Below are 25,854 nucleotides of genomic sequence, written 5' to 3' on the forward strand. Positions count from 1 at the left end.
TGATAGCGAGCTTAGCCGGCACGGTGCCGCAGTCAATGAACCGCATGGCCTCCGCCCACCACGCACACGGCGCCCGGTCGCCACCCCACCCACCCAACAGAGCCGAGCCGCTTGTGAGTACGTGCTGACCGGCAATAATGCGGCCGGGGATTCGATGATGCACGCAAGATTGTTGTGGCGACGCGCGTTCGGGTGGGGTTGTGTGGCGGCGGCAGCAGCGGCGGGGGACATGCTGCGGATGCCGGCCATTTTCAGCGACGGGATGGTTCTGCAGCGGGGCCGACCGATCGCGGTCTGGGGCTGGGCTTCACCGGGTGCGACGGTGACGGTGCGCCTGGCGAACGCCGTCACGCAGGTCGTCGCCGCCGCCGACGGCGCCTGGCGAGCCGTGCTGCCTGCAATGCCGTCGGGCGGACCTCATGAGCTCTCGGTCACCTCTGGCGGCGGCGCGCGGACGGTACGCGACGTCGTCGTCGGCGAGGTGTGGGTGTGCTCCGGCCAGTCGAACATGGCGATGCCGGTGCGCGACAGCACCGACGCGGAAGAGGCGGCGCGCGCGGCGTTCCCGCTGCTGCGAGCGTTCCGATCGGACGCGGTTCCGCTGCCCCAGCCCACCAATGACATGCCGGGCGTGTGGCTTCGTGCGGACTCGCCGGCGGTGACCAACTGGTACGCGACCGCGTTCTACTTTGGCCGGCGACTTCACCGCGAGCTCGGCGTACCCGTAGGTCTGCTGATGGTCGCCTGGGGCGGCACGCCGGTCGAAGCGTGGATGCCTCGCCCCCTGCTCCAGCAGCTGCCCGCCGCCGCGGAGTTCCTCACCAATAGCGACGCCTACCCAGCGCGATATCCCGACCTGCTGCGAGAGTGGGAAGAGCGGCGCACAAAACTGCTGGCCGCCGGACGCTCCAACGAGCTGCGTCAGCTCCGCAAACCCGTGCCGCCCGACCGCAATCCCAGCCTCGCCGCCGTGCAGTACAACAGCCGCATCGCGCCGATCACGCAGTATCCGATCCGCGGCGCGATCTGGTATCAGGGCGAGGCGAACAGCCATGGCACCCGTGCGCTCTCCTACGCAGAACTGCTCAGCGCGCTGATCGCGCAGTGGCGACGCGACTGGGACGACGAGTTCCCGTTCGGCATCGTTCAGCTGCCCGGGTTCCGCGCGCCGTCCCCGGCACCGGTGGAGTCGAACAGCACCTGGGCGGTGATGCGGGAGCAGCAGCTACGGGTGGTCCGCAGCGTTCCGCGCACGGGCCTGGCCGTGACGGTGGACCTCGGCGAGGCCGACAACGTTCATCCGAAGCGAAAGACCGAGGTCGGCGAACGCCTCGCCGCATGGGCGCTGCGTGAGGTGTACGGCCGGCGGGAGGTGATGCCGTGCGGGCCGCTCTACCGCGAAATGCGAACAGAGAGCGGCGCCATCCGCGTCCGTTTTGACTACGCGCGGGGCCTGCACGCCCGGGGCGGTGAACCGGCCGCGCTGGCGATTGCCGGCACGGATCGCGTGTGGCGGGCGGCGATGGGGCGCATTGAGGACGAGGAGCTGGTGGTGTCCTCCCCCGAGGTGCCGCGGCCGGTCGCGGTGCGGTATGGCTGGGCGGACAACCCTCCCTGCAACCTGTACAACGATGCGGGGCTGCCGGCCTCGCCCTTCCGCACCGATGACTGGCCGCTCGATCTGCGATCCGCGCCGGTGCGCGCCGCGCCCACCAACTCTCCGTCGCGGCGCTCGCCCGCCGGCGCGCCAGCCGCAGCGGCCGCTCAGCGATGATTGGAGGCAACGGCGCCCCGCGGGCTGCCTGAGCCCCACCACGCGCGTGGACGCGGGCGCTGCAGGCATGGTGCCTCTGCTCAGCCGCCCACCCCCGGACCTCACACTCGGAGGGCGCGGCTCCACCCGGCCCGCAATCCCGCGCTACGCCGGCGGCGCTGGAACGGCGCGCTCTCGACGCGTTCGGCGGCGAAGTTCTGATTGGATCCGGCGCCAGGAGTTCCACGCCGGCCGCGATTCAGCCCCGCTGGGGGTCTGCGTGAGGCGGGCACGCCGGCCACCCTGCCCCGGTCGTTCAGCGGCTGTCACCCAAGGGCCGCCGGCTGGCCGCCTCAAGGATACGGGCAAGGTCCTCGTCCAGCAGCAGCCGTTCGGCCCGAAGCTGGAGCGCCGCCAGCGCAATGCGCGCCAGGTACAGTTCGCGCGTCGGGTACCGCTCGCGGATCGAGGGGCGCGGATCCCCCCGCGCCTGCCGTTCCTCCGGCGTGCTCGCGAATCCCACAAACATGCCCTCGGAGCTCGCCAGCTGGCCCTCCACGCCATGCGCAGGTGCCCGCAGGTTCCATCCTGCATAGGTGCCCAGCGGCACCTCCACGTCTGGGAGCCGAACTCCGCCCACTTCGTTGCCGTCCGCATCCACCGCCGGTACCCGCACCGGCCAGGCCGGTCCAACGTGCGGCGGGATGCGATCCGCGATGCCCTCGGTGAAAAATCGCGGACCGAAGTCCAGCCGGCGGGGTTCGTACGCCGCCGCGGGGAGATCCACGCCCGGAATTCGGGGAAACTGCCGGCGAAACTCCTCCACGGTGATCAGCGTGCGGTCCGCCAAGCGGGGATAGCGGGAGGCCGGCGGCTCGACGCCGCGGCTGACCCATTCGTCGAGCGCAACGAACAGCGCACGCAAAATCGGCCCACGATCGTCAAGAGGATTGCGGGGTTGTCGGCATGTGGCCGGGTTGGTCGGCCCCGCACCAAGGTGATGCGAGCCGGCGATCCAGTACAGCCGCACCTCCGGCGGCAGCTCCAGGTCGTGTTGCGCCGCCGGATCGGTGTGCAGCAACGAGGCGGCGCGCGTCCAGTATTCGGATGAGGTCTGCGTGAACATCATCTTCGGCACGCAACCGGCGGCACGCGCCCGCTCGAGCGTGTCGCCGCGCTGACCCGTCACCGGATCCTCGGTCGCGGCAGGCGACATCGGGAAAAACTCCGACGCCGCGTAGAATCCCTCGTGCGGAGCCCCCCACTCGGTCGTCATCCGGAACCGGTGGTTGAACATCCCCTTGCCCGCACCGGCGGCGTGAATGAGAAGACCGTCGAACACCAGTCGGCCGGCCTCATCCGCGTTGAATCCCTCGTAGACGAAGTGGTTCAACAGCCGGCCGGACTGCGAAATGCCCAGCGCGTACACCCGCTCCACCGCGCCGGCCAGCGGATTTTCTCCGGCCGGTCCGCGGGCGGGAGCATGACGGAGAAAGGAAATCGTGTCGCGGATCGCGGCCAGCCCCAGACCCGTCACGCGCGGCGATGCGGCGGTATAGATCAGATCGTACAGCCAGCCCGGCCGAAAGCCGTCTTTCAACCATAGGTGCGTCAGTTCAGGCAACGGTTCACCGTTTTCGCCGCGGCCGAACGCCCATCGATCGTGCGGAATCTCCACCACCGGTGCGCCACGGCGTTCACACATCGTCAGCGTGGCCAAGCGGTGATCGGGCGTCGCCGGGGGGTAGGCCGCAAAGATCCCCCACGGACTCCACGAGAACGCGCGGCTGTGTACCGGCTCGGTGGTGCAGAATTCGACCATCGTCGGTCCGGTGATCGTGCGACCGTTGTCGGTCGCGACCGGCGCATGCATCAGCAACCGCCCGGTACGGTCGTCCACCACGTCGCCGTTCCAGCCGCACGAAAACAACGCCACACCCTGCCGCATCAAAAAGCCGTTGCCGACATGGGCGAGGGACACCGGCCGGTTCGTGCGTTCGCCGCCGTTGAGCGTCCACAGCGCCAGCATGTTCCCGCGGTTGTTCACGTCGTAAAGCAGCCGGCGGCTGCCCCGCGCCGGATCCACCGGCTTGAGCAAATAAAAATCGGTCCAGAACTCGACACGACCCCGTGCATTTCGTGGTGCGAAGCGCAGGTCGGTGATCCGCGCGTTCGCCGGCAGCCCGGGGTCGGTCTCCAGATACATCCGGCCCTCAATCACCTCATAGGGGCCGGCCGCTCCGAAGCCGACTCCCTCCGCGAAGAGGGCGCGGCGCGAAACCTCGACGCGCACCACTTCCGCGCTGGCGACCGACAGGCCCGCGCACCCAACTGCCACCAGCAGGCATGCGGTGCGAACTCGCCCTGAACGCCAACCTCTCTTCATTATCGAACGCTCCCTTCGGTTGCGGATGGTGCTGGATTGTCACGCGCCGGCGCCGCCGGTACCAGTCGGATCGCCGCCCCGCGGTCCGCACCCAGTGCGAGCACAAGTTCGCTCGTCGCATCCACGCGCCGGCGCTCCACCCGCACCTTCGTCGCGGTGGGCACCGAGGCGTCATCCCGGTACAGCACGGCTTCGTAGAACCGGTTCGGATCCAGAAATGGGAGCCGAATGTTCAATGTTCGCGGTGTTTCCGCGTTCATCGCGCCGATGAACCACTGCTCGCCCGAGCGCCGCGCAATCACCGCGAACTCCCCGATGCGCGCAGCCAGCACGCGCGTGTCATCCCAGACAGTGGGCATGTGGTTCCAAAACTCCAACTCCGGTTCGTCTCTCGACTGCGCCGGCCGGTCGTACCAGAACAAAAACTGCCACGGACTGAAGATCACCACCGGCTTTGCGAGCTGGTGAGCATGTCCCCACAGTCGGGGCACGCGCTCGCTGTAGTAACACACGGTGTGGTCCGCCGGTCCCGCCAGTGCGCGGGTGAATGCGGTGATCAGTGTCTGGCGTGTCGGAGGGCTTTCCTCATCGCCCCGCACGCCCTCGACGGTCATCAGGTTGGGCCAGGTTCGACGAACACCGGTCTCGCGGTACTCGTCGTGCACGTCCACCATCAGCCGGTGCGCGGCGGCACGCCGAATCGCCTCGTGAAGCCAGCTCGTCCAGTGCTGCGGCCCGACGTTCACAAATCCAAATTTCACGCCGGCGACACCCCAGTCACGGTAGAGCGGCAACAGCACGTCGAGCTGACGCTCGAGCGCGCGGCGGTTCACGTAGAGGATCACGCCGATGCCGCGTTCGGTTGCGTAGCGAATCACCGCCGGCAGATCGAGCGGCCCCTTCGAACGTTTCGGGTCGACCGTGACCGTCGTCGCGTCGGCCTGGTCGTCGTACTCGTGGCCGTACCAGCCGGCGTCATACTCGATGAACTGAAGCCCGCGCTTCACCGCGAAGTCCACACAGGCACGGCCGCCCTCCGTCGTCAGCGTCACCTCACGGATGACTTTGCCGGGGCGAATCCACGAGGTGTCGGCAAGGGCACAGGGCTCGTTCAGATTGAGCACCAGATCATTGTGTTCGAGCAGCGCGCCGGGCGAGTCGGCCACCATCACAAATCGCCACGGCGACTTGAGGGGCGAGGGGCCTTCCGCGGGTCCGTCGAGCCGGCTCACCACCGCCCGCTGAGAACCGGGCACCGGCGCGAACTTCATCCGTGGCCAGTCCACCAGCGCCGCCTCGCCCAGCGCAACGAAGAGCGGAATCCCGCCCGCCTCGAGCTCCACCACAAGCGGCCGCTCGGTGCCGGCCCGCAACGAGGAGAGCGGAACGCGTTCGTAAGCTGCCTGCGCGGCCGGCGCCGCCCAGGCATGGCCATCGGCGGCGAAATGGAACTCCGAGAACTCTGCGATCAACCGGGCCCGCTCCGCCGCCGCATGAATCGCGTATCGAAACGCAAGGCCCTCGTCGTACGCACGAAATGTCCAGCGGAGTTGGACGCCGGACCGCTCACCGGCGAGGTCCAGCTCGACCTCACGATGGACATCGCGGACCATCGACCGCTCGCCGGCGACCGGCCGCCATATCGCGTTCGTCGCGCGCTCCCGCACGCCCAGCACCTGCCAGGTCTCGTTGGTGGGGACAATGTCCACGTCGAACCGTAGCGGGGAGGCGGCCAGCACGGGGCGGCCACGCCAGGCCAAGTGGTACTCGACGGGCGCCCGCCCCCCCGGTGAGCGCAGCGTTGCCCGCAGCGCCCCGTCGGGCGATTGGAGCGTCCACTCACCTGCCGCCGTCGCAAGCGCTCCCACGGCGATCCACCACATCCCGCCTCGCATCGGGCGTGCTCCTTGCCGCCGTCTCACAGCGCTGCCAGAATACCGCGGTGTGTGCGCCCCGGCTAGCGCGCGACGTGTGGGAGGTTCCCGGAATGAACGGTGCCAGGTTGCAACGGTTGGGAGTCGCGATCGCGGCGCTCGGGCTTGTGGTGAACGGCCGAACGGAGGTCCGTCTGCCGCGCGTGTTTGGCGATCACATGGTCGTGCAGCAGGGCGTGCCGCTGGACGTGTGGGGCTGGGCGGCCGCAGCGGAGCGGGTGAGAGTCAGCCTGAGCGAGCGGGCCGCGGTGGAGGTGGTCGCCGATGCCGCGGGCCGCTGGCGTGCGCAGCTCCCGCCGCAGCCGGCGGGCGGCCCGTACGTGCTAGTAGCCGCGGGCGCCACAACGGCGCGCTGTGAGGACGTCTGGATCGGCGAGGTTTGGCTGTGCTCGGGACAATCGAACATGGAATGGCCGGTCTCGGCTTCGGAGAACGCCGCGCAGGAGATTGCGTCGGCGGACTGGCCGGCGATCCGGCACTTCGCGGTGCCGCGCCGGCCCTCGCCCCTGCCGACGGAGGACGTCGAGGCGCAGTGGCAGGTCTGCTCGCCGGCGACGGTGGGCTCCTTCACCGCGGCGGGGTACTTCTTCGCGCGGGAACTTCACAGAACGCTCAAGGTGCCGGTGGGATTGCTGCACGCCTCTTGGGGTGGCACGCGCATTGAGCCATGGACACCGCCGTTCGCGTTTCGCGCCGTCCCCGCGACGCGGTGGCTCGCGCACCGCGTTGAGCTGGCCGATCCGCGTTCCGACCTTCACGCGGAGCGGCTAGGACGGTACCTCGGCGCGCTGGAGGCCTGGCTGCCCAAGGCCCGCGATGCGCTGCAGCAACGCTCATTGCTGGAGCCAGCGCCGGCCTGGCCGGCGGAACTGACCGCGCTCCAAAACCATCAGGACCCCTCCGCGCTGTATCACGGGATGATCCATCCCCTCGTGCCGTACCCGATTCGCGGCGCGCTCTGGTACCAGGGTGAATCGAACCACGGCGAGGGCCGGCAGTACGCCGACAAGATGCGCGCGCTCATCGATGGATGGCGCACAATCTGGCGCCGACCAGACCTGCCGTTCCTGTATGTGATGATTGCACCCTGGCACTACGGCGAGGAATGGCCGGAGGTGCTGCCGGAATTCTGGGAGGTGCAGGCTTCGGTGGAGCGCGAGGTGCCGAACACCGCCTGCGCGGTGATCCATGACATCGGCGATCCGAACGACATCCATCCGCGCAACAAGCAGGAGGTCGGCCGGCGACTGGCGCTGCTTGCGCTGCGCCGCGTGTACGGCCGCGCGGACGTCGTGGACCGCGGACCCCGCTTCCGCGAGTTCCGACGCGAGAACGGCCGACTGCGGGTGATCTTCGACGAGGCCGCCGGCGGTCTGCGCACGCGCGATGGGGCCGCCCCTTCCCACTTCGAGCTGTGCGGCGCGGACGGCCGCTACCACCCCGCCAGCGCGACGATCGAGGGCGAGAGCGTTGTGCTCGAAGCGGCAGCCGTGCCGGAGCCACTGGGCGTGAGGTTCGGTTGGCACAAGCTGGCGATGCCGAACCTCGTCAATGCGGCCGGACTGCCCGCCGCGCCGTTCCGGGCGGGCCATCGCCGTCCAGACCTCTCACACGCTGCCGTCCCGGACGCCGACCAGTGGTCGCTGGTCTACGACATCAATCTTGCCCGCTTGGGTGTGACGTTCTGGTACGACGATGACCGCAGCAGCGCGCTGACCGACCGCTTCGACCGAGTTGCCTACCTGCTGGAAATCCAGCCGCGTGCCAACCAGCCGACCAACTTCGTGTTCGTCGCAATGGACGCATGGACGGACAATCCGCGCGGCATTGCGATTCCCGCCGTGTGGGAGGGCGTCCGCTGGCAGCAGGCGGTGAGCAATCTGCTGGTCGTGTCGAACGTTGGCGGCGTTCCCGCCGGGACGTTCGCGGCCGGCTGGCTCGAGTTCTGGCCGGCGAACTACGGTCCGCACAACTCGGCTGGTGTGCCCGGCGCGTCGGACGAGATCTTTGACTTTGGTGACCAGCCCTCCGAGCCCGCGGAGGGGTACGGCTGCATGCAGGTGCACCTGCCGGAACGAAAGCTGACGCTGTTCGCGATCAATCACTGGTCGGCCGGCGGCGGCGCGGACATCGGCATGGGCAATTCCTCCGGCGCAACGCGCGACTGGACCTTCAGCGGCAATGCAGGCGGGCTCGCGCTCAAGCGCCTGCGGGTGTTTGTCCGCCGCTGAACTCCGCGCGCTCGGGCGCCGCCGCCGCCGGTTGCGCTGCGCGCTGCGCCAGCCGATTGCCGTTGGTGATCGAGAGGATGGAGGCGACCAGCGCGATCATTGCGAGCGCAATCCACCGGCGCGCGGTCCGCGAGCAGTTGCGCCACTCGCCGAACGCGACCGCCACCGCGTTGCTGAAGAGTACGGTGAGGATCATGTGGATCCCCCAGCTCGTGAACCGATAGGCCCCCATTCGGACATCGCCAAGCGTGTAGAGGAAGAACTGGCCGTACCAGAACAGCCCGGTGGTCGCGGACAACGCCCAGTTCGCCGGCAATGAGCCGCCGCCCGCCGGCCGGCACACCAGCTCCCGCAACGAGCGGTGCCGCAGATGCAGCGCCAGCGCGTAGCCGCCGGAGGTCACGAACGCGCCTGTGTTCGCAAAAAGGTAGACGATGTTGCCGCGAACCACACCCGCACCGCGGGCGGCCGCCGCCGTCGCCAGCGGTTCGCCCGCAGCGAGCGCAAAGCCGTAAAACGCTGCGAGAACGCCCGACGCAATCGCCAGCGAAAGCCCCAGCGTAAACACCCTTCCCGCTGACGAGCCCGCCGCCGCCAAATCGCGTTCCTTTCGACGACCAGCCATCCCGGCCAGCGTGATGCCGGCCACGCCAAGAACGAGACCCGCGATGATCCAGCCCGCGCCGGCCTGTTGCAGTGTCGCGCCAAGGGTCCCCCGCAGAAGCGGTGGCACCAGCGTCCCGAGCACACAGGAGATGCCGATCGCGATCGAATAGGTCAGCGAAAAGCCGACGTAGCGGATCGCGAGACCGAACGCGGTGCCGCCAATGCCGTAGGCGGCTCCCAGCGCGAAGGCGGAGATCATCGGCGCCTTCGGTGCCTCCCGCAACACCGCGCCAAGCTCGGGGATGGTCGCCCAGGCTCCCACCACCGGCAGGATCACCCATGCGACGATCGCTTGCGCAAGCCAGAAACTCTGCCACGACCAGCCGCGCACGCGCGCCTGCGGCGCGTAGCAGGTGGCACCCAGCAACGCCCCGCAAGCAATCCATGCGACCCCGCTGAGGGGATTCGGAGTGATGTTCGTCACAGCGACGACCCTCCTGTCTTGTCCTTTCGTGTTCCCGCATCGGCGCGCGTCGGAGACGCCCTCGCTCGATCCAGATCCCTGCGCCGTTGTCGCTCGTCCTGCGCGCGCGGGGTGCCCATCCTTCGCCATGATCGCAGCGCGGAGAGCAGAACGCGAGCTGGGAACCCACCGCGGTGACGGCTCCCCCGCCACCCGCGGCGCGATCTCGTCCGTGCCGAGGTAACGGAATGCGCCCCGCAGACCGCTCGGGCGCGGCGAAGGTCAGCCGGCGGCGCTGATCCGCTCACGACTGCGGCTCCCCGACGATCACGTCCGGCCGCCGTGACTCGGGGCTGACGCGCAGCTCCACCAGCCGGCCGCCACTCACCCGCCCCTCCACCACCGTGCGGTGGGGTGCGTGAAGTTTGAAGTCTACGTCCCAATCCACGGGCCAGGCGGGGAGCAGGCGGATCACCCGGCCGTCCGTCTGCAGCAGCATTGCCTGGAATGCCTTCATCAACACGCTGCCGTGATCCTGGTCGGGCGTCCAGTCGTAGTTGGGCCCCCAGAACGCCGGAAACCGGTGGTTGCGGTCATGCTCGCGCGACCGCCGCACCAGCAACTGGCGTGCTTCGCCGGCCAACCCCAGGTAGGCCGCGAAGATGTCGTCCTGACGCCAACCGGCGTGCCCGCGGTCGAGCCGGTGCCGAAACGCCTCGATGCCCCACTCCAGCCGGGGTTTCCCAACTGCGATCAGCCGGAAGGGAAAGACTGCGTACAGTTCCGGATTCTCCTGATTACGCTTCTCGGCGTACCGCGCGGCCGGTGCCAGTGCGAGTTTTCCGCCTGGCACCTCCCGCAGCGGCAGCTCCGGCAGCTTCGCGCGGAAGCGTCGGAGCCATTCGCGGTCGGCCTCGGGCGTCTCCGCCAGCGCCAGCAGCCGCTCGCTAACCGCGATGCATCCAGCCAGCTCCGGCATCGGATTGGTACAGTCCCACCACGTCTCCAGCGCCTGCGCGGGCTCCATCACCAGCCGGCCATCGGCGCCGACCCGGTAGTGCTCCTCAAAAAACCGCAGCACCTCGCGGCAGGTCGGCAGTACCTTGGTTCGGAAAAACTCTTCGTCGGGCGCATGCTCCCACAGGTCGAGTAGCATCCAGGCCAGCTCGGGGCCGGCGACCCACTCCCATTTGTGCCATCGGCTCTGCTGCAGTTTGTCGGTGCGTTCCTCGAACGGCGTCCAGCCGTAGGTCTCGCTGAAGATCGCACCCCAGAAGTACACGCACTCTGGGTAGAACGCGCCGCGGTGGCCGAGATAGCGGTGAGTGCGATGCACGCACAGCGGCAGCATGTCGTCCACGTACATGCGGACCAGCGGCTGCATCAGATCCAGGTCGCCCGAAGCGCACATCGAAACGTACGGCAGCCGCGTGTTCTGCCACCAGTAGCCCGGCCCCCACCGCCGGAAGTCGTGGTCCCCCGACCCGTCCGCCGGTGCGACGGTAAACAGCGAACCATTGAACTTGATCGGATGGACGCCCCGGCCCGCGCAGGCGTTGATGAAGCGCTGCAGCTCATACATGCGGCTGAGGTGTTCGGCATCGGCACCGTCAGCCACCTCCGCGGTGCGAATGACCTCGCGCCCGTTCACCGTCACCCGCCATGCGCCGGCGGTCGGATCGGCAACGGCGACAATCTTCGCCCACTGCGCTGCGGGCAGCGCATTGGAAACAACGATCACCGTGCGGCCGCTGATCAGACGCAACGCATTGCCAGGATGCGCGTCCAGCAGAAAGCCGTCCGAGCCGCCCGGTGTGATCTTGTCGAAGATACGCCCCCGCTCACCAGCGGCGGGCTTCACCTCCGCCTCCAGCACGAAGCCGCCGGCCAGATCGGCGGGCACGCACACGCCGCGAAGCTCACCCGCCCAGCGGTTCCGGCCCTCTTGATCCTCGCCGACGCGAAGCGGATGCGCGTTGGTCGGCACGAACGCGAGGGCCCGCCGCGGCAGGTCCGGCCGGGTGGAGGCGCGGATCCAGCTGCGCTGCCAAAACTCCGCCCACCAGCGCCGGTGCGCGTCAAAATCGGGCGCCGGCGCCTCGCGAATGCGGCGCTCCAGCTCGCTGCGCCACTCCGCGGGTGTCGAGGGATGCCGCGTCAACACGTGCAGGTCGTACCCGTGCGCCAGCCGGACCAGCGCGGCGCCGAACGTGCGGTGGAGGACTGGGTCCGCTTGCGGATACCCCTCCAGCCCCTGAATCCGGCGCGTCTCAGGAAACCCAACCGACTTCGCGTTGTGCCGGAACCACACCAGCCGCTCCGGCGTGGCCTCCGCGATCGTGTCCGGTTCGATGATCGTCGGTGCGCGGCACCGCGCAGGGTGCTGGCGGTCCAGCAGCACATCGCTGGCCTGCAGGGGCGCGTACGTGAATCGGTTCGTGCGCCACAGCGCCAGCCGCGGCTCCGCGCGCAACGTGGTTTCGATGCGAACGATCGGATGGTGCGCGTCCACCCACACACGGATTCGGTCCGCCACCGTGAGGGAGCCACTGGCCAGGTCCAGCGACTGCCGAAACGGTTCCGCGAACGTGCCGGCCGGGAGCTGGAACACCACCGCCCCGATTTTCACCAGCCGTGCGTACTCGTCCCACGCATCCGACTTCGCCACGAGAACGTGCAGTGTCTCGTCCGGTTCGGTCCAGACATTGACCGCCACGTCGCCATTGCCCAGCGGCATCGAATCGCGACAGCTTCGGCCGGGTGTAGTCCACACGAGCGGTGCCGGCAGTGGCGCCGCGACGGCGACAACAGCCAGAGAGGTCAGCGCGGTCCCGACCAGCCGCCCGGTGCCGGCGCTCATCACGTGCTCCCCCCACCTTGACGGGCGCGCAGCCGTCGGCCGACCTCGCGCAGCGTCGCGATATCGTGCGGATGCAGATCCCCCTCCGGCAGCGAACCGACGTTGGGCAGCAGATTCGCATCGGGCCGCGCGCACTCGTCCAGCATCGCGAGCACCTCCTCCGGCGAGACGTGTTCGGCGCCGTCCAGCCATCCCCACAGCGCCCCCTTCGCCGCCCGGGCCGAATGTTTCAGCGTCGTCCGGCAGATCTCCATCGGCTTTGCGCCGCGGTTCTTTTGGGCGGCCTCGATCGGAAACTTGTCCGGCGCCATGAAGTCCCCTAACTCGGGATAGAGACCCGACTTGTACGAGATCAGCGCGTGGGGCTGCAGATGGCGGATCTGCGCGTAGAGTTCCGGCATCCGGAACCGCGATCGGTCGCCGCTGAGCGGCACGGCGATCCCGTCCAGCCAGACCCCGGCCACCGGACCGAAGTTCGAGCACAGCTCGGTGATGTGCGGTTCGACGTACCGCAGATACTCGCCGAAGTCGTACCGTTCGGGCGGCGCGTAGTGAGGGTCGGCGGGATCGCAGGCCGGGCGAACCGCCTTCGCGCGCCAGTCCCACGGTGCCGGGCCATGTGGATGCACCCAGTCGAAGCCGTGCTCATAGAACACGAAAAAGCCCAGCCCGAGCTCCCGGCAGGCCGCGGCCATCTCTGCAACGAGGTCGCGGCGTGCCGGCGACCGCGCGCTGTTGAAGTCGGTGGTGTCGGTCGCCCAGAGACAGAAGCTGTCGCAGTGCTTGCCGACGAGGTTCACGTAGCGCATGCCCGCCTCCGCGGCGAGACCGGCGATCGCGCGCGCATCGAACTTCGAAGCGCTGAAGCGGTCCCTCAGCGTCTTGTATTCGGCGATCGGAATGTTCTCGTGAAACAGCACCCACTCGCCGCGGCCGAGCAGCGAGTCGAGGCCATAGTGAATGAACAACCCGAACTTCGCCTCTCGAAACCAGGCGACCGCGGCGGCGCGCGGATCCTTCCGCCACAGTGCCGCCTGCGCGCGCAGATGTGGCGGCGGCTCCCTCCTGCTCGCACGTGCGGTCGGCACCACCAGCCCCAGCCCGCCGAGGCGTCGTAGGAAGGTTCTCCGTCGCATCATCTGCGGATTGAGCTGGACGAGGCGGCGTCGGGGGGAGGGTCGGCCGCCAGCCGTAACGGATACCTGCCCAGCTCGCGCACAAGCCGGACCACCTCGTCGTAGGTGCGGCCGCTCACGGCGCTGGACACGGAGTGATCGCTTTGAAAGATGTATCCACCGCCCACCGCGGCGCGAAGGCAGCGCAGCACGTCGCGGCGCACTTCGGCCGGATCGCCCCGCTCCCACACCCGCACGTCCGCGCCCCCGCAAAACGCGATCGAGTGGCCGAGCTCGCGGCGCAGCTCGGCCACGTCCATGCCCGCCTTCGCCTCGAGCGGATTGACCGCGTCCACCCCGATCTCGATCAAATCGGGCAAAATCGCGCGCATGCAGCCGCAGCCGTGGTAGATCACCGGAAGACCCCGGCGGTGAGCGCATCGCACCATCTCGGCGACCGCCGGCCGGTAGTACGCGCGCCAGTACGCCGGATCAAACAACATGTTTTCGCGATAGGCCACGTCGCCCCAGATCACAAATCCGTCCAGCAGCCCCTCGGCGGCCGCCATCGCGGCCTCGGCGCACCGCACGTAGAACTCGCCGATGCGCTCCACCTGCCGCCCAAACCGCTCGGGGTGCTCCGCGCTCCACAACAGCGCGTTCATTTGGCCGACGAGCCGCGTGAGACACTCCGAGGCCTCGATCATGCTCCCGAACACCGGAAAACGGTCGCGCAGTGAGCGCACCGTCTCGATCCACGGCGGCGAGTTGCGCTCAAACCCGTCACCGACACCTGCGATCTGATTGTCGCCCGCGGCAAAAAAGCGCCGCGGGTCATCCGGCGGATCAAACTCGAACGCTTCGAGCTTCTCGAGAGAGTCCGTCGCCCAGGCCATCTGCTCCGGCATCGGCAGCTCAAACGTCTTGCGCAACGTCGTTTCAAAACCCGTTCGAACGATGACCTCCTCGACGCTCTCGCGCACGATCTCAAACGGCCGGATGTGCGGGTCCATGTTCGGGATCGTGACGATCCAGTCCAGATCGTAGTGATCATAGGGCGTGGCGTCCGCCGGCAACCCGAGCTCGTTGCGCCAGCGGCGCACAAAGCCGCCCCAGAAAAAGTCACTGATGGGAACGCGATCGGGCTCTTCGTGCCGCAGCGCGCGGTGGAGGCGCTCCAGCTTGATTCGGGCACGGGCCGGCCGCCCCGTCTCCGGCGTCGCCGCAGCGGTCTGGTCGATCATCGCCGGCGGATCCTCGAGTCCCTTGTAGCAGCGATTGTCACGCCACTCAACCGCCCCGCTGCCCGGGACGCCCGGCGCTCAGAGCTCGATCTGCAGCCGCGACCAGTAGGCCGCCTCGTGCGACCAGTTGTTCGGGTGGTTCACCACTTCGATCGTGACACGTCGGCCGGCCCAGCGCGCCAGGTCCAGACTCGTCGCCAGCCATCCCTCCGTCGCCGTCGCGTCCCCGACGACGGTGCGCAGCACCTCTTCGCCCGCGACCCGCACGATCAGTTCGAAGTCCCCTTTCGGATGGTGACCCACCTCGATCACGAGCCGGCCGCCGGCCGGCGGTAGTTCCACTTCCCGTATCAGCGAACACCCCGTGCGCGAATCGAGCGGATGCGTGACCCAGACACCGCGCCGCCCCGCCCATTCGAGGCGAAAACCGGGATCCATCTCCGGGCCGCAGTCGCGAATCGTCCAGCCTCGGAGCGGGTTGCGTACCGCCGCAAATCGGAGCCGATCCAGTTCTTCCGGTGTGAACACCGCTCCCGTTGGCGCATCCGGTTCCCAGCTCCTCAACAGCGGACTCGGCCGGGGCGGCGCGTCGGGCACAACCAAGACGTCCCCCTCCGGACCGTTCTCGATCCGCCCACCGTGTCGCACGACGATCTGCCGGGCTAGCCGCTCGCAGGCATCCAGCAGCCGGTCGAACGTGTACGGCGTGTGCGCGAAGGTTCGCGAGCGATCCAACGCCGTCCGCCACCCCGCCGGCAGCCCCTCGAGGCCGAGCGCAACACCGAGCACGCCCATCGCGGTCGACGGGTTGCAGTCGGAGTCCTGGCCGCATCGCATCGAAATCATGATGGTGTTCGCAGGATCGGACTCCCCGTAGAGCAGGCCGACCAGCACATACGCGCCGTTGATCCGAGCATCGATGCCGCCGTTCGAGCCGCGTTCCTTTCCGAGGCGCCACTTCTGCTGGCAGCGCTTCCACGTGGTCTGCCAGTCGCGAGGAGATTCCGCATGCCAAGCGAGAACATCCCGCACCATCGCCGCGTAGTCGCTGCCGGCCGGAATCGCGGCGAGCGCCGCTTCAACGATCCGGCGCGGCTCCCGCTGGAAAAACGCCTCCGCGTACATCGCTCCGACGAACTGCCCCGCGTAGACGCCGTCGCCGTAGTTCATCAGCCGGCCGAAAAGCCAGCCGAGGTCCACCGCGGCCTGGGAAAGACCCGGCGCAACCAGGCCCGAAAAGTCGGCCTCAATCTGATAATCAATGTCGTTCGGGCAGGGGTTGAACGCCGGATGCCCCGAATCGGGCGGCGCGATGCCGCGGCGCAGATTGTTCCGCCCCGCCCGGTTCGCACACCACAGCCGGTACTCCGAGTTCGCGAATGCGATGCCGGCCTCTCGGATGGGCGGTTCGATGCCAAACTTCTCCATCACCTCGAGAAACGTCATCTCGACATAGAGATCGTCCTGGCCGAACGCGTCGTTGATCATCGCGTCGGACCATGTCGGCACCCGGTCCGCCGGAATGATCGCATCTTTCCACTTGAACTCCGTCGGCGCCCCCCACGCGACGCCCGCCATCTGGCCCAGCCAGCCCGCCTCCATCCGTTGCCGGTATTCGCGCACCGGCAGCCGCCGCTCGCCCGCACCTGCCACGCTCGTCAGCAAGAGCGCGATCCAGATCCACCCGTTCCCGCGCGTCCACCTTTGCGTGCTCACCGGCTTTGCCCTCCACTGGGATCCCTTGGGGTACACCATCCAACTCCGAACATTGCCGCGCGCGGTTGGCGGCGTCAACGGCGAATCCGGATCGACGGCTACAGAGCGCGCCGGCGAAGCGAAAGGTTCGCCAACGCCTGCCCGCTCAGCCGGCCTCCGCACGCGGGAGTGCCACCGCGCGGAGCGAGACCCCGCCGAACTCGGCGTTCGGACACCGCGGCCGGCTGCCCGCACGCCGCCACCGTGACCCAGCGGCGGGCGTCCGACCCGCGGAAATCTCGCTCGTTCGCACCTTCCAATCCTTGGAACCGCAAGCGGAGGACGCGCTGATGAAAAGGATCACCTCGGAAGTGTGGGCGATGCGCGGAGAGGCGACATTGCGGCAGCGGCTGGCCGCGATGGGGCTGAACCCTGATGCGGTGATCCGCCCCGACGGCGACGGCGAACGATACGAGCGGCGGTTGCGCGCGCTCCTCCTCTGGGCAGAAGCCCATCGCCACCTCGGCAGCCGCGAGGCGATGCTGCACCACCGTTATCTTTTTCCGCCGGTCGACCCCGGCGCGGATGCCGACGAGGAGTGGGCCCGCTTTGAGGACTGGCTGGCGAGCGCCCGCCGAACGGAAGCGGCCGCCGCGTCCGTCTCCTACGGCTGAGCGGGACGGCTCGCGGCGCCGCGGCGGCCGGCGTCAGGTCTTCCCCATTTTCGCGAGATTTTCGAAGCAGCGCCGCACGCTCTCCATCGGCCGCTCGCCGGTTTCGTGCTCGACGATGTACCAGCGGGTGCCGCCGGTGGTCTCGCAGATCTCGAACACCTGCGCCCAGGGCACCTGGCCCTCTCCCACCGCGGCGCCTTTCGGCCCGCCATGTTCCTTCAAATGAATCGTCAGTGACCGGCCCGGATAACGCTTGAGCGTGGCGACCGGATCGCCGCCGCCGCCCAGGCAGTTGCCGGTGTCCAGCTGCATCACCACCTTCGGGCCGGCGTTTGAAAAGATCGTGTCCCACACCGTTTCGCCGTTCTCCAGACGACGAAAATCCCCACCGTGGGCGTGGTAACCGACGTACATCTGCTGCGCCGCGGCCACCTCCGCCTGTTGGGTGAACGTCGCTGCGGTTTTTCGGCAGGCCTCGACGGACTCCACACACGCTTTGGGCAGGCCCGGCACGATCAGGTAGGGATTGCCCAGCGTACGATTGAACTCGATGGTCGAGCCCAGCTGATCCGGCTGGATCGTTGGCCAGCCGGTGTGGGTGCCGCAGCACACCAGCCCGACGTCGTCCAGCATCGCCTTCAGCTGGGCGGCGGTGCGGCCGTGGTAGCCCGCAAACTCAACGCCGCGGTACCCCATTTTGGCGACCGCTGCGAGCACGCCCGGCAGGTCCTCGGCGCATTCGCGCCGTACCGAGTAGAGCTGAAGTCCGATCGGGATCTTTGCGCCGGCCGCCTGCAACCTCGCGGGCAGCGCGGCAAGTGCGGCGAGCACTGCGCTTTCCTTCAACCAGTCGCGACGGCGGATCAGATGCATCGTTCGTTCACCTCCCAGTCCCGGCGCAGCCCGACGCTTCGCCGGCCCCCTCATGCTATCCCAGCGGCCTCCGGCTGGCGAGCGTCGGCAGCTCAGGCGGACCGCGCACCTGGGGGCGCGCTCGTTAGCCGGCGCTGCAGCGCCGCGCCCAGCGCGGTTCGACTGGCCGAAAACGCCGCCGCGGCGTTCTCGCGATCGCCGTCTTCCAGCAGCCAGCAACCCTCCAGAAACGCCCGCACCGCCGGCGACTTCGGACCGGCCCGCGAAAGGCGCTCCCGCCAGCTCAGCTCTGCGGGCGTGAACGTTCGCTCGATGAACCCCTCGGGCAAAATGCGGCGCGCGACGACCGCCGACTCCTGAACCGAGTGGATCTGCAGCGTCTCCGTCCGGCCGTCGCGGAACTCGATCGCGATCTGCTGGCCGCGCTGCGAACGGAACGATGCCAGCACCGCGGCGGGCCAGCCGGTTGCTTCCGCGATCAACGCAGCGGCCTCCTCCAGCGGCGCGCGCTGCTCGGCGGCAAGGTCCGGCGAAGCCAGTTCCGTGGCCAACGCCGCCTGCGCGGCGGCCCACTGGCCGCGCAACGCGGCGTCGGCCGCGGTGTCGATCGCAGCGTCGCGACGCCGTTCGAGCTCGCGTCGCCGCACGGCCTCTAGCTCGCCGCGCAGCCGCCGGAGCAGCTCTTCCCGCAACGCGGCCGTCTCGGCGGCGTGCGGCCCGGCTGCCGCGCGTTCGATCTGCTCAATCGCCTCCGCGATCCGGCCGCTCGCGATCGCCTCGTCCGTCAGCCGTCGCATCTCCCGCTCCAGCTGTCGACGACGGACGCGCTGCTCCAGCCCGCTGTCCGCAATCCATTTTTCCACCTGGCGGGCGACCGGACTGTTCGGCGCCAGTTCGACGATCCGCCGAAAGCGCGCGAGTTGACCTTCCGGATCGTCGGGCCGGCTCCGCAGGTACTCGCGCGCCTCGCCCCACAGTCGCGCAAGACGCCGGCGCTGCTCCATCGTCAGCGGCGGGCGGCCCGGGGCGTGAAAGTCCTCCTCGCGCGGTGCGGGCAGGGGCGGCGCCGGCGCCGCGGAGGCGGTGGGAGGTTGATCCGCCGGTGGAGCCGGCTCCCCCGCAACCGGAATCGCCGGTTCGGTGGGGAGCGCCGGTTCCGTCCCCTCGGAGTGAGACGGTCGGCGGCGCGTCCACCAGTGCCCGGTCGCCACGCCCAGCACCAGCGATGCTGCAATGGCGCCGCCCACCAGCACCCGCACCGGCCAGGTCGCCCGGCTCCACCGTGAGCCCTCCCCGCCCGCCGCCGGTACGACCTCTGCCGCCGGCAGTGCGCCCAGCGCACCGGGGTAGCGAACCAGCAGCCGGTCAAACGCTGCGATTGCTTCTGCCCAGTCGGCGGGGCGCTGACGCCGGTCGCGCGCCAGCAGCTGACCCAGCAGCTCCACAAACTCCGCCGATAACCGCGGCGCGAAGGTGCGGGGATCGGGCAGCGGCTCGGTTGCGGCGCGCCGCAGCACCTCGACGAGCGAGGCGGCCTGATAAGGAATCTCGCCGGTCACCGCCGTGTACAGCGTGGCGCCCAGCGAGTAGATGTCGGACCGCACGTCGAGATCCTCGCGGCCCTCGGCCTGCTCGGGGCTCATGTAGTTGGGCGTGCCGAGCACTGCGCCGCTGAGCGTCTGAGCCTCGCTCTGGCCCAGACACTTCGCTAGCCCAAGATCGGCGAGCTTCGGTTCGCCGTGGGCATCCAGAAGGATGTTGGAGGGTTTGATGTCGCGGTGCAGCAGCCGCATCTCCTGCCACGCGTACTGCAGTGCGCTGGCCACCTTGCGACCAATCGCCAGCGCCTCGCCTTCGGACAGCGGCCCGTGCGTGCGTACCCGCTCGTGCAGCGAGGACCCCCGCACGTACGCCATCGCCAGATACACCACGCCGCTGTCCTCGCCGCCTTCGTACGCGGTAACCAGATAGGGGTGTTCCAGACGCGCCATCAGCCGCATCTCGCGGATGAACCGCTCCGCCGCCTCGGGAGAAGGCGCCAGATAACGGGAAAGCACCTTCAGCGCGACCAGCCGGTCCAGCGAGCGCTGACGCGCCAGATAGACCTCGCCCATGCCGCCCCGGCCGATCAGCCGGATGATCTGAAACCCCCCCACCACCGTGCCCGGCCCCAGGCCGCGGCGCGGCACCGTCTGCGACTCACCACAGTTCGGACAGCTGATGACCGTGCCCGCCGACTCGACGTCCACCTCGAGCCGCGTCTGACACTGGCGGCACTCGAATCGGATTTCCATCCGTGCTCCCGGCGCGCAGGGCCTGAATCATAACACATCGCGCCAACGCTGCCCCAGGCTCGCCCCACCCCCACCACCGCCGACGCCCTCCGACGCCCCGGTCGACGCGCCAAGAGAAGCCCACCGACTGGAAAACAGCGCGGTCCGCCGTACGCTGAGGCATGATCACATTGCAGTCGATGGTTCGGCGCGCCCGCCCGGCCGCCACCGGCCTCGCCGCGGCAGCAGGGATCGCCGCCGGTGTTGAACAGCTCGACTATGAGGTGCTCAGCTCCGAAGGTCCCCTCGAGCTGCGTCGCTACAACGCCCACGTGGTGGCCGAACTCGAGGTGGAGGGCGATCTGGAATCCGCAGGCAATATCGCGTTCCGCCCCCTATACCGCTTCATCACCGGCCACAACCGCGCCGGCCGGCACATTCCGATGACCGCACCAGTCGTACAGACGCCGGTGACGGATGCGCGTTGGCGGGTCGCCTTCGTGATGCCCAGCGGCAGCACGCTGGACCATCTGCCGCAGCCGGCCGACGAACGCGTTCGGCTGCGGGTGGTGCCCCTGCAGTGGGCCGCCGCGATCCGCTACTCCGGCAGATGGAGCCGCGATCGATTCGAGACGCACCGACGCCGGCTCGAGGCCTGGGTGGCCGCCAACGGTTGGACCGCGGTCGGCCCGCCGGTGTGGGCCCGCTACGATCCGCCCCTCATGCCGTGGTTCCTCCGCCGCAACGAAATCTGGCTGCCCTTGGCCGAACCCTCCCGTCCGCCGGCGCGGCCGCGATCACCGCCGAGCTGATTGCGGTCGATCCCCTTCTCGCCTAAGTTGCGGTACGTCGGCGGATCAAAGGGGAGCGGTGCCGTGAAGCCGCGAAACGCTCTGCGCTGGGTCGTGCCGCTGTTGCTGGGAGCCATCGAGGCGCCTGCAATGGTCCGCGTCGGCACCGCGATGGTGGACATCACGCCGACCTCCCTGCCGGTGGTCGTCAACGGCGGTTTTCTGAGCCGCACCGCCGACCGGATACGTAGCCCGCTTCGGGCGCGCGCACTGGCGATTGCCGACGGCACAACGACCGCGGTGCTGGTGGTGGTGGACTCCTGCCTTCTCGATCGGGTGTGGCTGGACGACGTGAAGCGCCGCGCAGCCTCCCGCACCGGGATTCCGGCGACGAACCTGCTCATCGCTGTCACCCACACCCACAGTGCTCCGGCCGCGACCGGCGCGCTGGGCACCGACCCGGACCCGCTGTATCCGCCGCTGCTTCGCGACCGGCTCGTCGAGGTGATCGCCGCCGCACCAGCCACTGTCGAACCGGTGCTCGTTGGTTTCACGCGCACCAATGCCGCAGAGTTTACCGCGCTGCGCCGCTGGTTCTTTCGGCCCGACCAGATGCGCGTCGACCCGTTCGGCAACTTGACCGTCCGCGCGACGATGCACGCGCCGCGAGAGGGCCTCGAGTACGTCACCGGCGAAACGGGTCCGGAAGACCCGGCGCTTGAGCTGATTTCGTTCCGTGCTCTCGACGGCCGTCCGGTCGCGGTGCTCGCGAACTTCTCGATGCACTACTTTGGGGAATCGGACGGCCTGAGCGCCGACTATTTCGGGCTGTTCTGCGAGGGACTCGCCGAGCAGCTCGCCCCCGAGCCAGCGGCGGGACGTGCACCATTCCTCGCGCTGCTGTCGCACGGATGCAGTGGCGACATCTGGCGGCGGGACTACGCGCGACCCGAGAGCTGGGACCCGACGCTGCGAATCGAGGACTACGCGCGCCGGCTGCGGGATCTGGCGGTGGCCGCGCTGCGCGAGTGTCCACACCGGGAAGCTGATCGCGTGCGCATGCTCGAACACCGGTTTGTGCTCCGCCGGCGCACACCCGACCGCGAACGGCTAGAATGGGCCCGGCGCATCGTCGAGGCGATGGGGGGCCGTGGCCCCACCAACCAGGTGCAGGTCTACGCGCGGGAACAACTCTGGCTGCACGAACAGCCGACCGCGGAGATCGTCGTTCAGGCGCTGCGGATCGGCGAGATCGCGATCGCCGCGCATCCCTGCGAGGCGTACGCGCTCACCGGCTTGAAGCTGAAGGCGCGCAGTCCATTGCCAGCAACGATGGTGATCGAGCTGGCAAACGGCGCCGAGGGCTACATTCCGCCGCCGGAGCAGCATCGGTTCGGCGGCTACACCACCTGGCCGGCACGCTCAGCCGCCCTCGAGGTCGGCGCGGAGCCTCGCATCGTGGAAGAACTGCTGCGGCTGTTGGAACAGGCCGCCGGCCGCCCCCGCCGCCCATGGATGCCGCCCCCCGGCCCCGCCGCGCGCACGGTGCTGCAGTTGCGCCCGCTCGCGTACTGGCGACTCAATGAGTTCACCGGCCCGCACGCGGCAGACGAACTGCGCAGCCGGGACGCGGTGTACGACGATCGGATCGCCTTCCACCTCGACGGACCACGGCAGCCGCAGTTCAACGAGGGCGACGCGCCCAACCGCGCGCCGCACTTCGCCGGTGGACGCCTCCGCGTACGCCTGCCCGGCGTCCGTACCGCATGGAGCGCATCGCTGTGGTGCTGGAACGGCATGCCGCCGACCGCGCGCGGCGTCGCCGGGTGGATGCTGTCTCGCGGCGACGACCACGAGCTGCCACCGAATGGTATTCACCTCGGTGTCGGCGGTACCAACGGCTTCGCCGGCCGTCTCATCGCGATGAGGGGGCGTGGCGCGCCCGCGGGCGGACCAACGCCGGTGGAGCGCTGGACCTGGCACCACGTCGCCATGGTCGCCAACGGCCAGTCGTTCAGCGTGTATCTCGATGGCCGGCTCGAAATCGAACTGCCGACGGCCGAAACACCGCCGGCCGGCGATCAGTGGTTCTTCGGCGGTCGAAGTGACGGCGAAGACAACTGGGAAGGACGCCTCGACGAGATCGCGGTGTTTGACCGGCCGCTCTCACCCGATGAGGTTCTCGCGCTCGCCGCGCGTCGCTGATCCGCCCTCGCCCCACCGCGCACCTCCCGGCGTCCGTTCCCATCGGAGGGAATCTCGGTTACCCGCCCTTGGCCGTCCACCCACAACCCGATCACGGGCAGCGCCGGGTAGCGGCGCTGGAGCACGGCGACGCCTCGCGCGGTCTGCTGCCGCTGTGCGCGCTCGCCCACCGGATTGCCCGCGCAGCCCGCATGGGCCACCAGTGCCAGACCGACGGATCCGTGGCGGCTGACGGAGATCTTGAGACGGCCGTACATCTCACGGCGCCGCGCACTGTCGCGCGAATCCCGAAACAGTCGCACCGGCCCGGCCTCCGTGATCAGATCCACGTACCGCACGCAGAACCGCCGCCGCAGATAGCGGATCACCGGAAGCTGTACGCGACCATCCATGCAGTTGATCGCCGAACAGAACCGCCCCTTGTTCATCGCCTCACCCCGACGGGCCCGACGGCCGGCCGCCTCCGTTGAAACCGCGCACCCACTGTGGCCCGCCGCGCGCTACGCGGTGATCGCCGCACAATGAGAAAACGGTCAACGCCCCGCACTTCCCTCCACGTCCGCAGGCGGCCAGCGCTACCACTGTTGCCCCCCTCCCCGCGCCGCCGGCGGCCCCACGCTGAGAGCCTGCCGCTCACCGCGGCCCTCCGCCGGACGCCATCGCCTCCGGGCCCACCCGCAGCGGCTCGCCCTCCCACTCCAGCGCGCCCAGATCCGGCGCCGTGCCGCGGAACGGGAATCCCAGCTCCACCCCGCGGTCCACCAGCGGGCAGTCGCCACCCGCCGGCGCAAAGTACGGCCACGGCCGCTCCCCTTCGCTGCGAAAACCGGCGGCGGCCGCCTCGAAGTTCTGCTCCGGCACATCCGTGATGTTCACGCAGAGGTTGTGCGTCGCAAGAATCTTCGTGGGCACCCCCCGCGCCATCGGCAGGAAGCGACGCGGCTGCGACGCCGGGGCGATGAATACGTTGTTGCGGACCACCCAACCGTTCAGCCGCTCCGCACTCCACGCGTCCACCACAAACCCCGCCCGCGGCCCCGCATCCGCGAAGAGCACGGTGTTGTGGACCGCCTCGATGCGCTCCGCCAGCCCCTCGTTCATCCAGATGAATCCGCGGTCCGCATTCTCGATCACGTTGTGATGGATCCATACCGGGCCGTGATTCACCCCCCCGTGATGCGTGTAGATCCGGCCACCCGGCTTCTCACATCGGATCCAGTTGTGATCCACCCGCAGGTGATTTCGCGGCCCCTCCACCGCATAGCTGTCGGTGAGCACGTTGTGGTGGATCCGTACGCTGTACTCACATCCGCGGCCGGCCGGGTCCGCTCCCTGGCCTCCCTTGGGCACCGAAACGCAACGGTTCAGATGGTTGAACGCAATTTCCAGCCCGAACTCGTTCTCGTGCGCGGATTCGATCGAAAACTCCCCCTCAACCTCGATGCGGTTGCGAATGATCCGCACCCGCTCGTGACCGGAGCCCTTGTAGCCGTATGCGCCACCGGTGGTGCTCACAATGCGGTTGTTCGCAAACTCGGAATCCGAAACCCACCGGGTCCGGATCAGTCCACCATGGTAACCGTGGCGTTCGCGGCTGGCGTTCGTGAGCTCGCAGTCGCGCACCGCCACGCGCCGCGAAAGCTCAAACGCGAGTCCGCTCCAGCGGAAATCCCGCACCCGAACGTGCTCGATCTCGACGCCGAGCGATCGCGCACACCACACCGCACCCGCGATCAGACGCTCCGGCGTGGACGCGAGCTCGAGACCGCGCAACGCGACATTCGTGACCCCATCCAACACGATCAGAAATTCTTCAGGCGGGCCCAGCCCCGTGAGCTTCGGTGCGGTCGGCCAATCCGGCGACGCGATTAGCCGCGTTGCGTCCCGCCCCGCCCCCACCACCGCGACGTCCGAGCGCAGACGAACCGGCCGCAACACCACAAACTCGCCGGGGCCCACCTCGATGCGATGAGAACCGGCGGGCATCCGCTCGCACGCATAGGCGAGCGTCCGCCATGCGGCCGCGGGCGATCGGCCGTCGCGCGCAGCCTCGTCCACCCCTTCCACGGCGACATAGAACGTTTCCGCGTGGCCGGCGATCGTCACCACGCCCAATGCGACCACCTTCCAGCTGGCTCGGATGGCTGCCCGGCTGTTCATGGATCGACCTCTCTCGAATCACCTCTTGTAGCGCATTTTTCCCTCGGCGGAAATGCCGCCACCGACACACCCCGTCGGAAACACGATTCCGGTTGAGCCCACCGAACGAAGGGCGGAGCCTCTGTCAACATTCCTCTGCGGCTCGTCGTCCCGCGGATCCTGCGTATCTCCCATGCCACGGCGTGATCCGGAAGCTCGTTCAGACTTCCGCTCCCGCCGCTTCGCCCGCAGAACCCCGTGCGGTGGGAGGAGCCGGGGCGGCGGGGCAACCGGCGCGCCACCACTGCAGAGGGAAGGCCCGGCATTGCTCTGGGCGCGCGGGGTAGACCGCGCAGATGCGCCCATCCAGGAATACGCAGGCGCCGTCCGCGCGTTCGTTGAGCGCCAGCTGTGCGCGGTTTGGTGCCAGCTTGCAGAAACGCTCCACAAAGGTCGCCGGGTCCAGACGCAAATGCGCCGCCAGTCGGTCCACATCCAGCGCAGAAAGCCGCACCAGACCGGGCCAGCGACAACAGGCGCCGCAGCACTCACACGCAAACCCTACGGCGGAATTGCTCATCGCTGACGACCCTGAGGCGGCGCCGGTGGACC

At 68.9% G+C, this 25,854-nt stretch carries 17 protein-coding genes; 6 read left to right on the forward strand and 11 right to left on the reverse strand.

Annotated features, from left to right (window positions below):
- Positions 1–157: 157 nt before the first annotated feature.
- Positions 158–1,774 carry a sialate O-acetylesterase gene (locus N2652_05790; protein ID MCX7818705.1) on the forward strand — a complete coding sequence of 539 codons (1,617 nt, stop codon included), beginning with the start codon at positions 158–160 and terminating at the stop codon, positions 1,772–1,774.
- A gap of 295 nt (positions 1,775–2,069) precedes the next feature.
- Here the strand turns inward: N2652_05790 and N2652_05795 are convergent, their stop codons facing one another.
- Together N2652_05795 and N2652_05800 are read right to left on the reverse strand one after the other, a co-directional pair.
- Positions 2,070–4,139 carry an alpha/beta hydrolase domain-containing protein gene (locus N2652_05795; GenBank protein ID MCX7818706.1) on the reverse strand — a complete coding sequence of 690 codons (2,070 nt, stop codon included), beginning with the start codon at positions 4,137–4,139 and terminating at the stop codon, positions 2,070–2,072.
- The gene (locus tag N2652_05800; protein MCX7818707.1) at positions 4,139–6,034 is read right to left on the reverse strand and encodes a glycoside hydrolase family 97 protein; all 1,896 of its coding nucleotides are present in this window, start codon (positions 6,032–6,034) and stop codon (positions 4,139–4,141) included. The genes N2652_05795 and N2652_05800 overlap by 1 nt, the downstream gene beginning before the upstream one ends.
- 92 nt (positions 6,035–6,126) lie before the next feature.
- Between N2652_05800 and N2652_05805 the strand changes: the two genes are divergently transcribed.
- Complete coding sequence (locus N2652_05805) at positions 6,127–8,304, forward strand: sialate O-acetylesterase (GenBank protein ID MCX7818708.1); 2,178 nt, start codon at positions 6,127–6,129, stop codon at positions 8,302–8,304.
- Here N2652_05805 and N2652_05810 read toward each other — a convergent pair.
- From N2652_05810 to N2652_05830, 5 genes are all read right to left on the reverse strand, one after another.
- Entirely contained in the window at positions 8,273–9,394 is a 1,122-nt protein-coding gene (locus tag N2652_05810; protein ID MCX7818709.1) for a rhamnose:proton symporter, read from the reverse strand. The two genes, N2652_05805 and N2652_05810, sit on opposite strands and share 32 nt — an antisense overlap.
- 283 nt (positions 9,395–9,677) lie before the next feature.
- Positions 9,678–12,233, reverse strand: coding sequence for a DUF5703 domain-containing protein (locus tag N2652_05815; GenBank protein ID MCX7818710.1), 2,556 nt, complete (start codon positions 12,231–12,233; stop codon positions 9,678–9,680).
- The gene (locus tag N2652_05820; GenBank protein MCX7818711.1) at positions 12,233–13,372 is read right to left on the reverse strand and encodes an alpha-L-fucosidase; all 1,140 of its coding nucleotides are present in this window, start codon (positions 13,370–13,372) and stop codon (positions 12,233–12,235) included. The genes N2652_05815 and N2652_05820 overlap by 1 nt, the downstream gene beginning before the upstream one ends.
- On the reverse strand, positions 13,369–14,592 hold the full coding sequence (locus N2652_05825; GenBank protein ID MCX7818712.1) for a hypothetical protein: 1,224 nt from the start codon (positions 14,590–14,592) through the stop codon (positions 13,369–13,371). The genes N2652_05820 and N2652_05825 overlap by 4 nt, the downstream gene beginning before the upstream one ends.
- 78 nt (positions 14,593–14,670) lie before the next feature.
- Positions 14,671–16,308: an ADP-ribosylglycohydrolase family protein gene (locus N2652_05830; GenBank protein ID MCX7818713.1), complete on the reverse strand. Its 1,638-nt coding sequence runs from the start codon at positions 16,306–16,308 to the stop codon at positions 14,671–14,673.
- 329 nt (positions 16,309–16,637) lie between these two features.
- Here N2652_05830 and N2652_05835 point away from each other — a divergent pair, with 329 nt between their 5' ends.
- The gene (locus N2652_05835; protein ID MCX7818714.1) at positions 16,638–16,961 is read left to right on the forward strand and encodes a hypothetical protein; all 324 of its coding nucleotides are present in this window, start codon (positions 16,638–16,640) and stop codon (positions 16,959–16,961) included.
- Between the two features lie 33 nt (positions 16,962–16,994).
- Here the strand turns inward: N2652_05835 and N2652_05840 are convergent, their stop codons facing one another.
- Positions 16,995–17,834 carry a sugar phosphate isomerase/epimerase gene (locus tag N2652_05840; protein MCX7818715.1) on the reverse strand — a complete coding sequence of 280 codons (840 nt, stop codon included), beginning with the start codon at positions 17,832–17,834 and terminating at the stop codon, positions 16,995–16,997.
- A gap of 92 nt (positions 17,835–17,926) precedes the next feature.
- Positions 17,927–20,128 (reverse strand): serine/threonine protein kinase, encoded by a 2,202-nt coding sequence (locus N2652_05845; protein ID MCX7818716.1) that lies wholly within the window; start codon positions 20,126–20,128, stop codon positions 17,927–17,929.
- 161 nt (positions 20,129–20,289) lie between these two features.
- On the opposite strand from N2652_05845, the gene N2652_05850 reads away from it, so the two are divergent.
- The 3 genes from N2652_05850 to N2652_05860 all read left to right on the forward strand — a co-directional run bounded on the left by N2652_05850 (position 20,290) and on the right by N2652_05860 (position 23,628).
- A complete protein-coding gene (locus N2652_05850) occupies positions 20,290–20,919 on the forward strand; it encodes a heme-binding protein (GenBank protein ID MCX7818717.1) in 630 nt (209 codons plus the stop codon).
- Positions 20,920–20,982: 63 nt separating this feature from the next.
- The gene (locus tag N2652_05855) at positions 20,983–23,103 is read left to right on the forward strand and encodes a hypothetical protein (GenBank protein MCX7818718.1); all 2,121 of its coding nucleotides are present in this window, start codon (positions 20,983–20,985) and stop codon (positions 23,101–23,103) included.
- Positions 23,104–23,493: 390 nt separating this feature from the next.
- Positions 23,494–23,628, forward strand: a complete 135-nt coding sequence (locus N2652_05860) for a hypothetical protein (GenBank protein MCX7818719.1) — start codon at positions 23,494–23,496, stop codon at positions 23,626–23,628.
- A 108-nt stretch (positions 23,629–23,736) separates the two neighbouring features.
- Here N2652_05860 and N2652_05865 read toward each other — a convergent pair whose 3' ends face one another.
- The gene (locus N2652_05865; protein ID MCX7818720.1) at positions 23,737–25,263 is read right to left on the reverse strand and encodes a right-handed parallel beta-helix repeat-containing protein; all 1,527 of its coding nucleotides are present in this window, start codon (positions 25,261–25,263) and stop codon (positions 23,737–23,739) included.
- A gap of 199 nt (positions 25,264–25,462) precedes the next feature.
- Positions 25,463–25,854: YkgJ family cysteine cluster protein (locus tag N2652_05870; GenBank protein ID MCX7818721.1), on the reverse strand; the 392-nt coding region annotated here is incomplete at its 5' end.

It is taken from the genome of Kiritimatiellia bacterium (assembly GCA_026417735.1).
In the GTDB taxonomy this organism is placed as follows: Bacteria; Verrucomicrobiota; Kiritimatiellia; order PWTM01; family PWTM01; genus CAACVY01.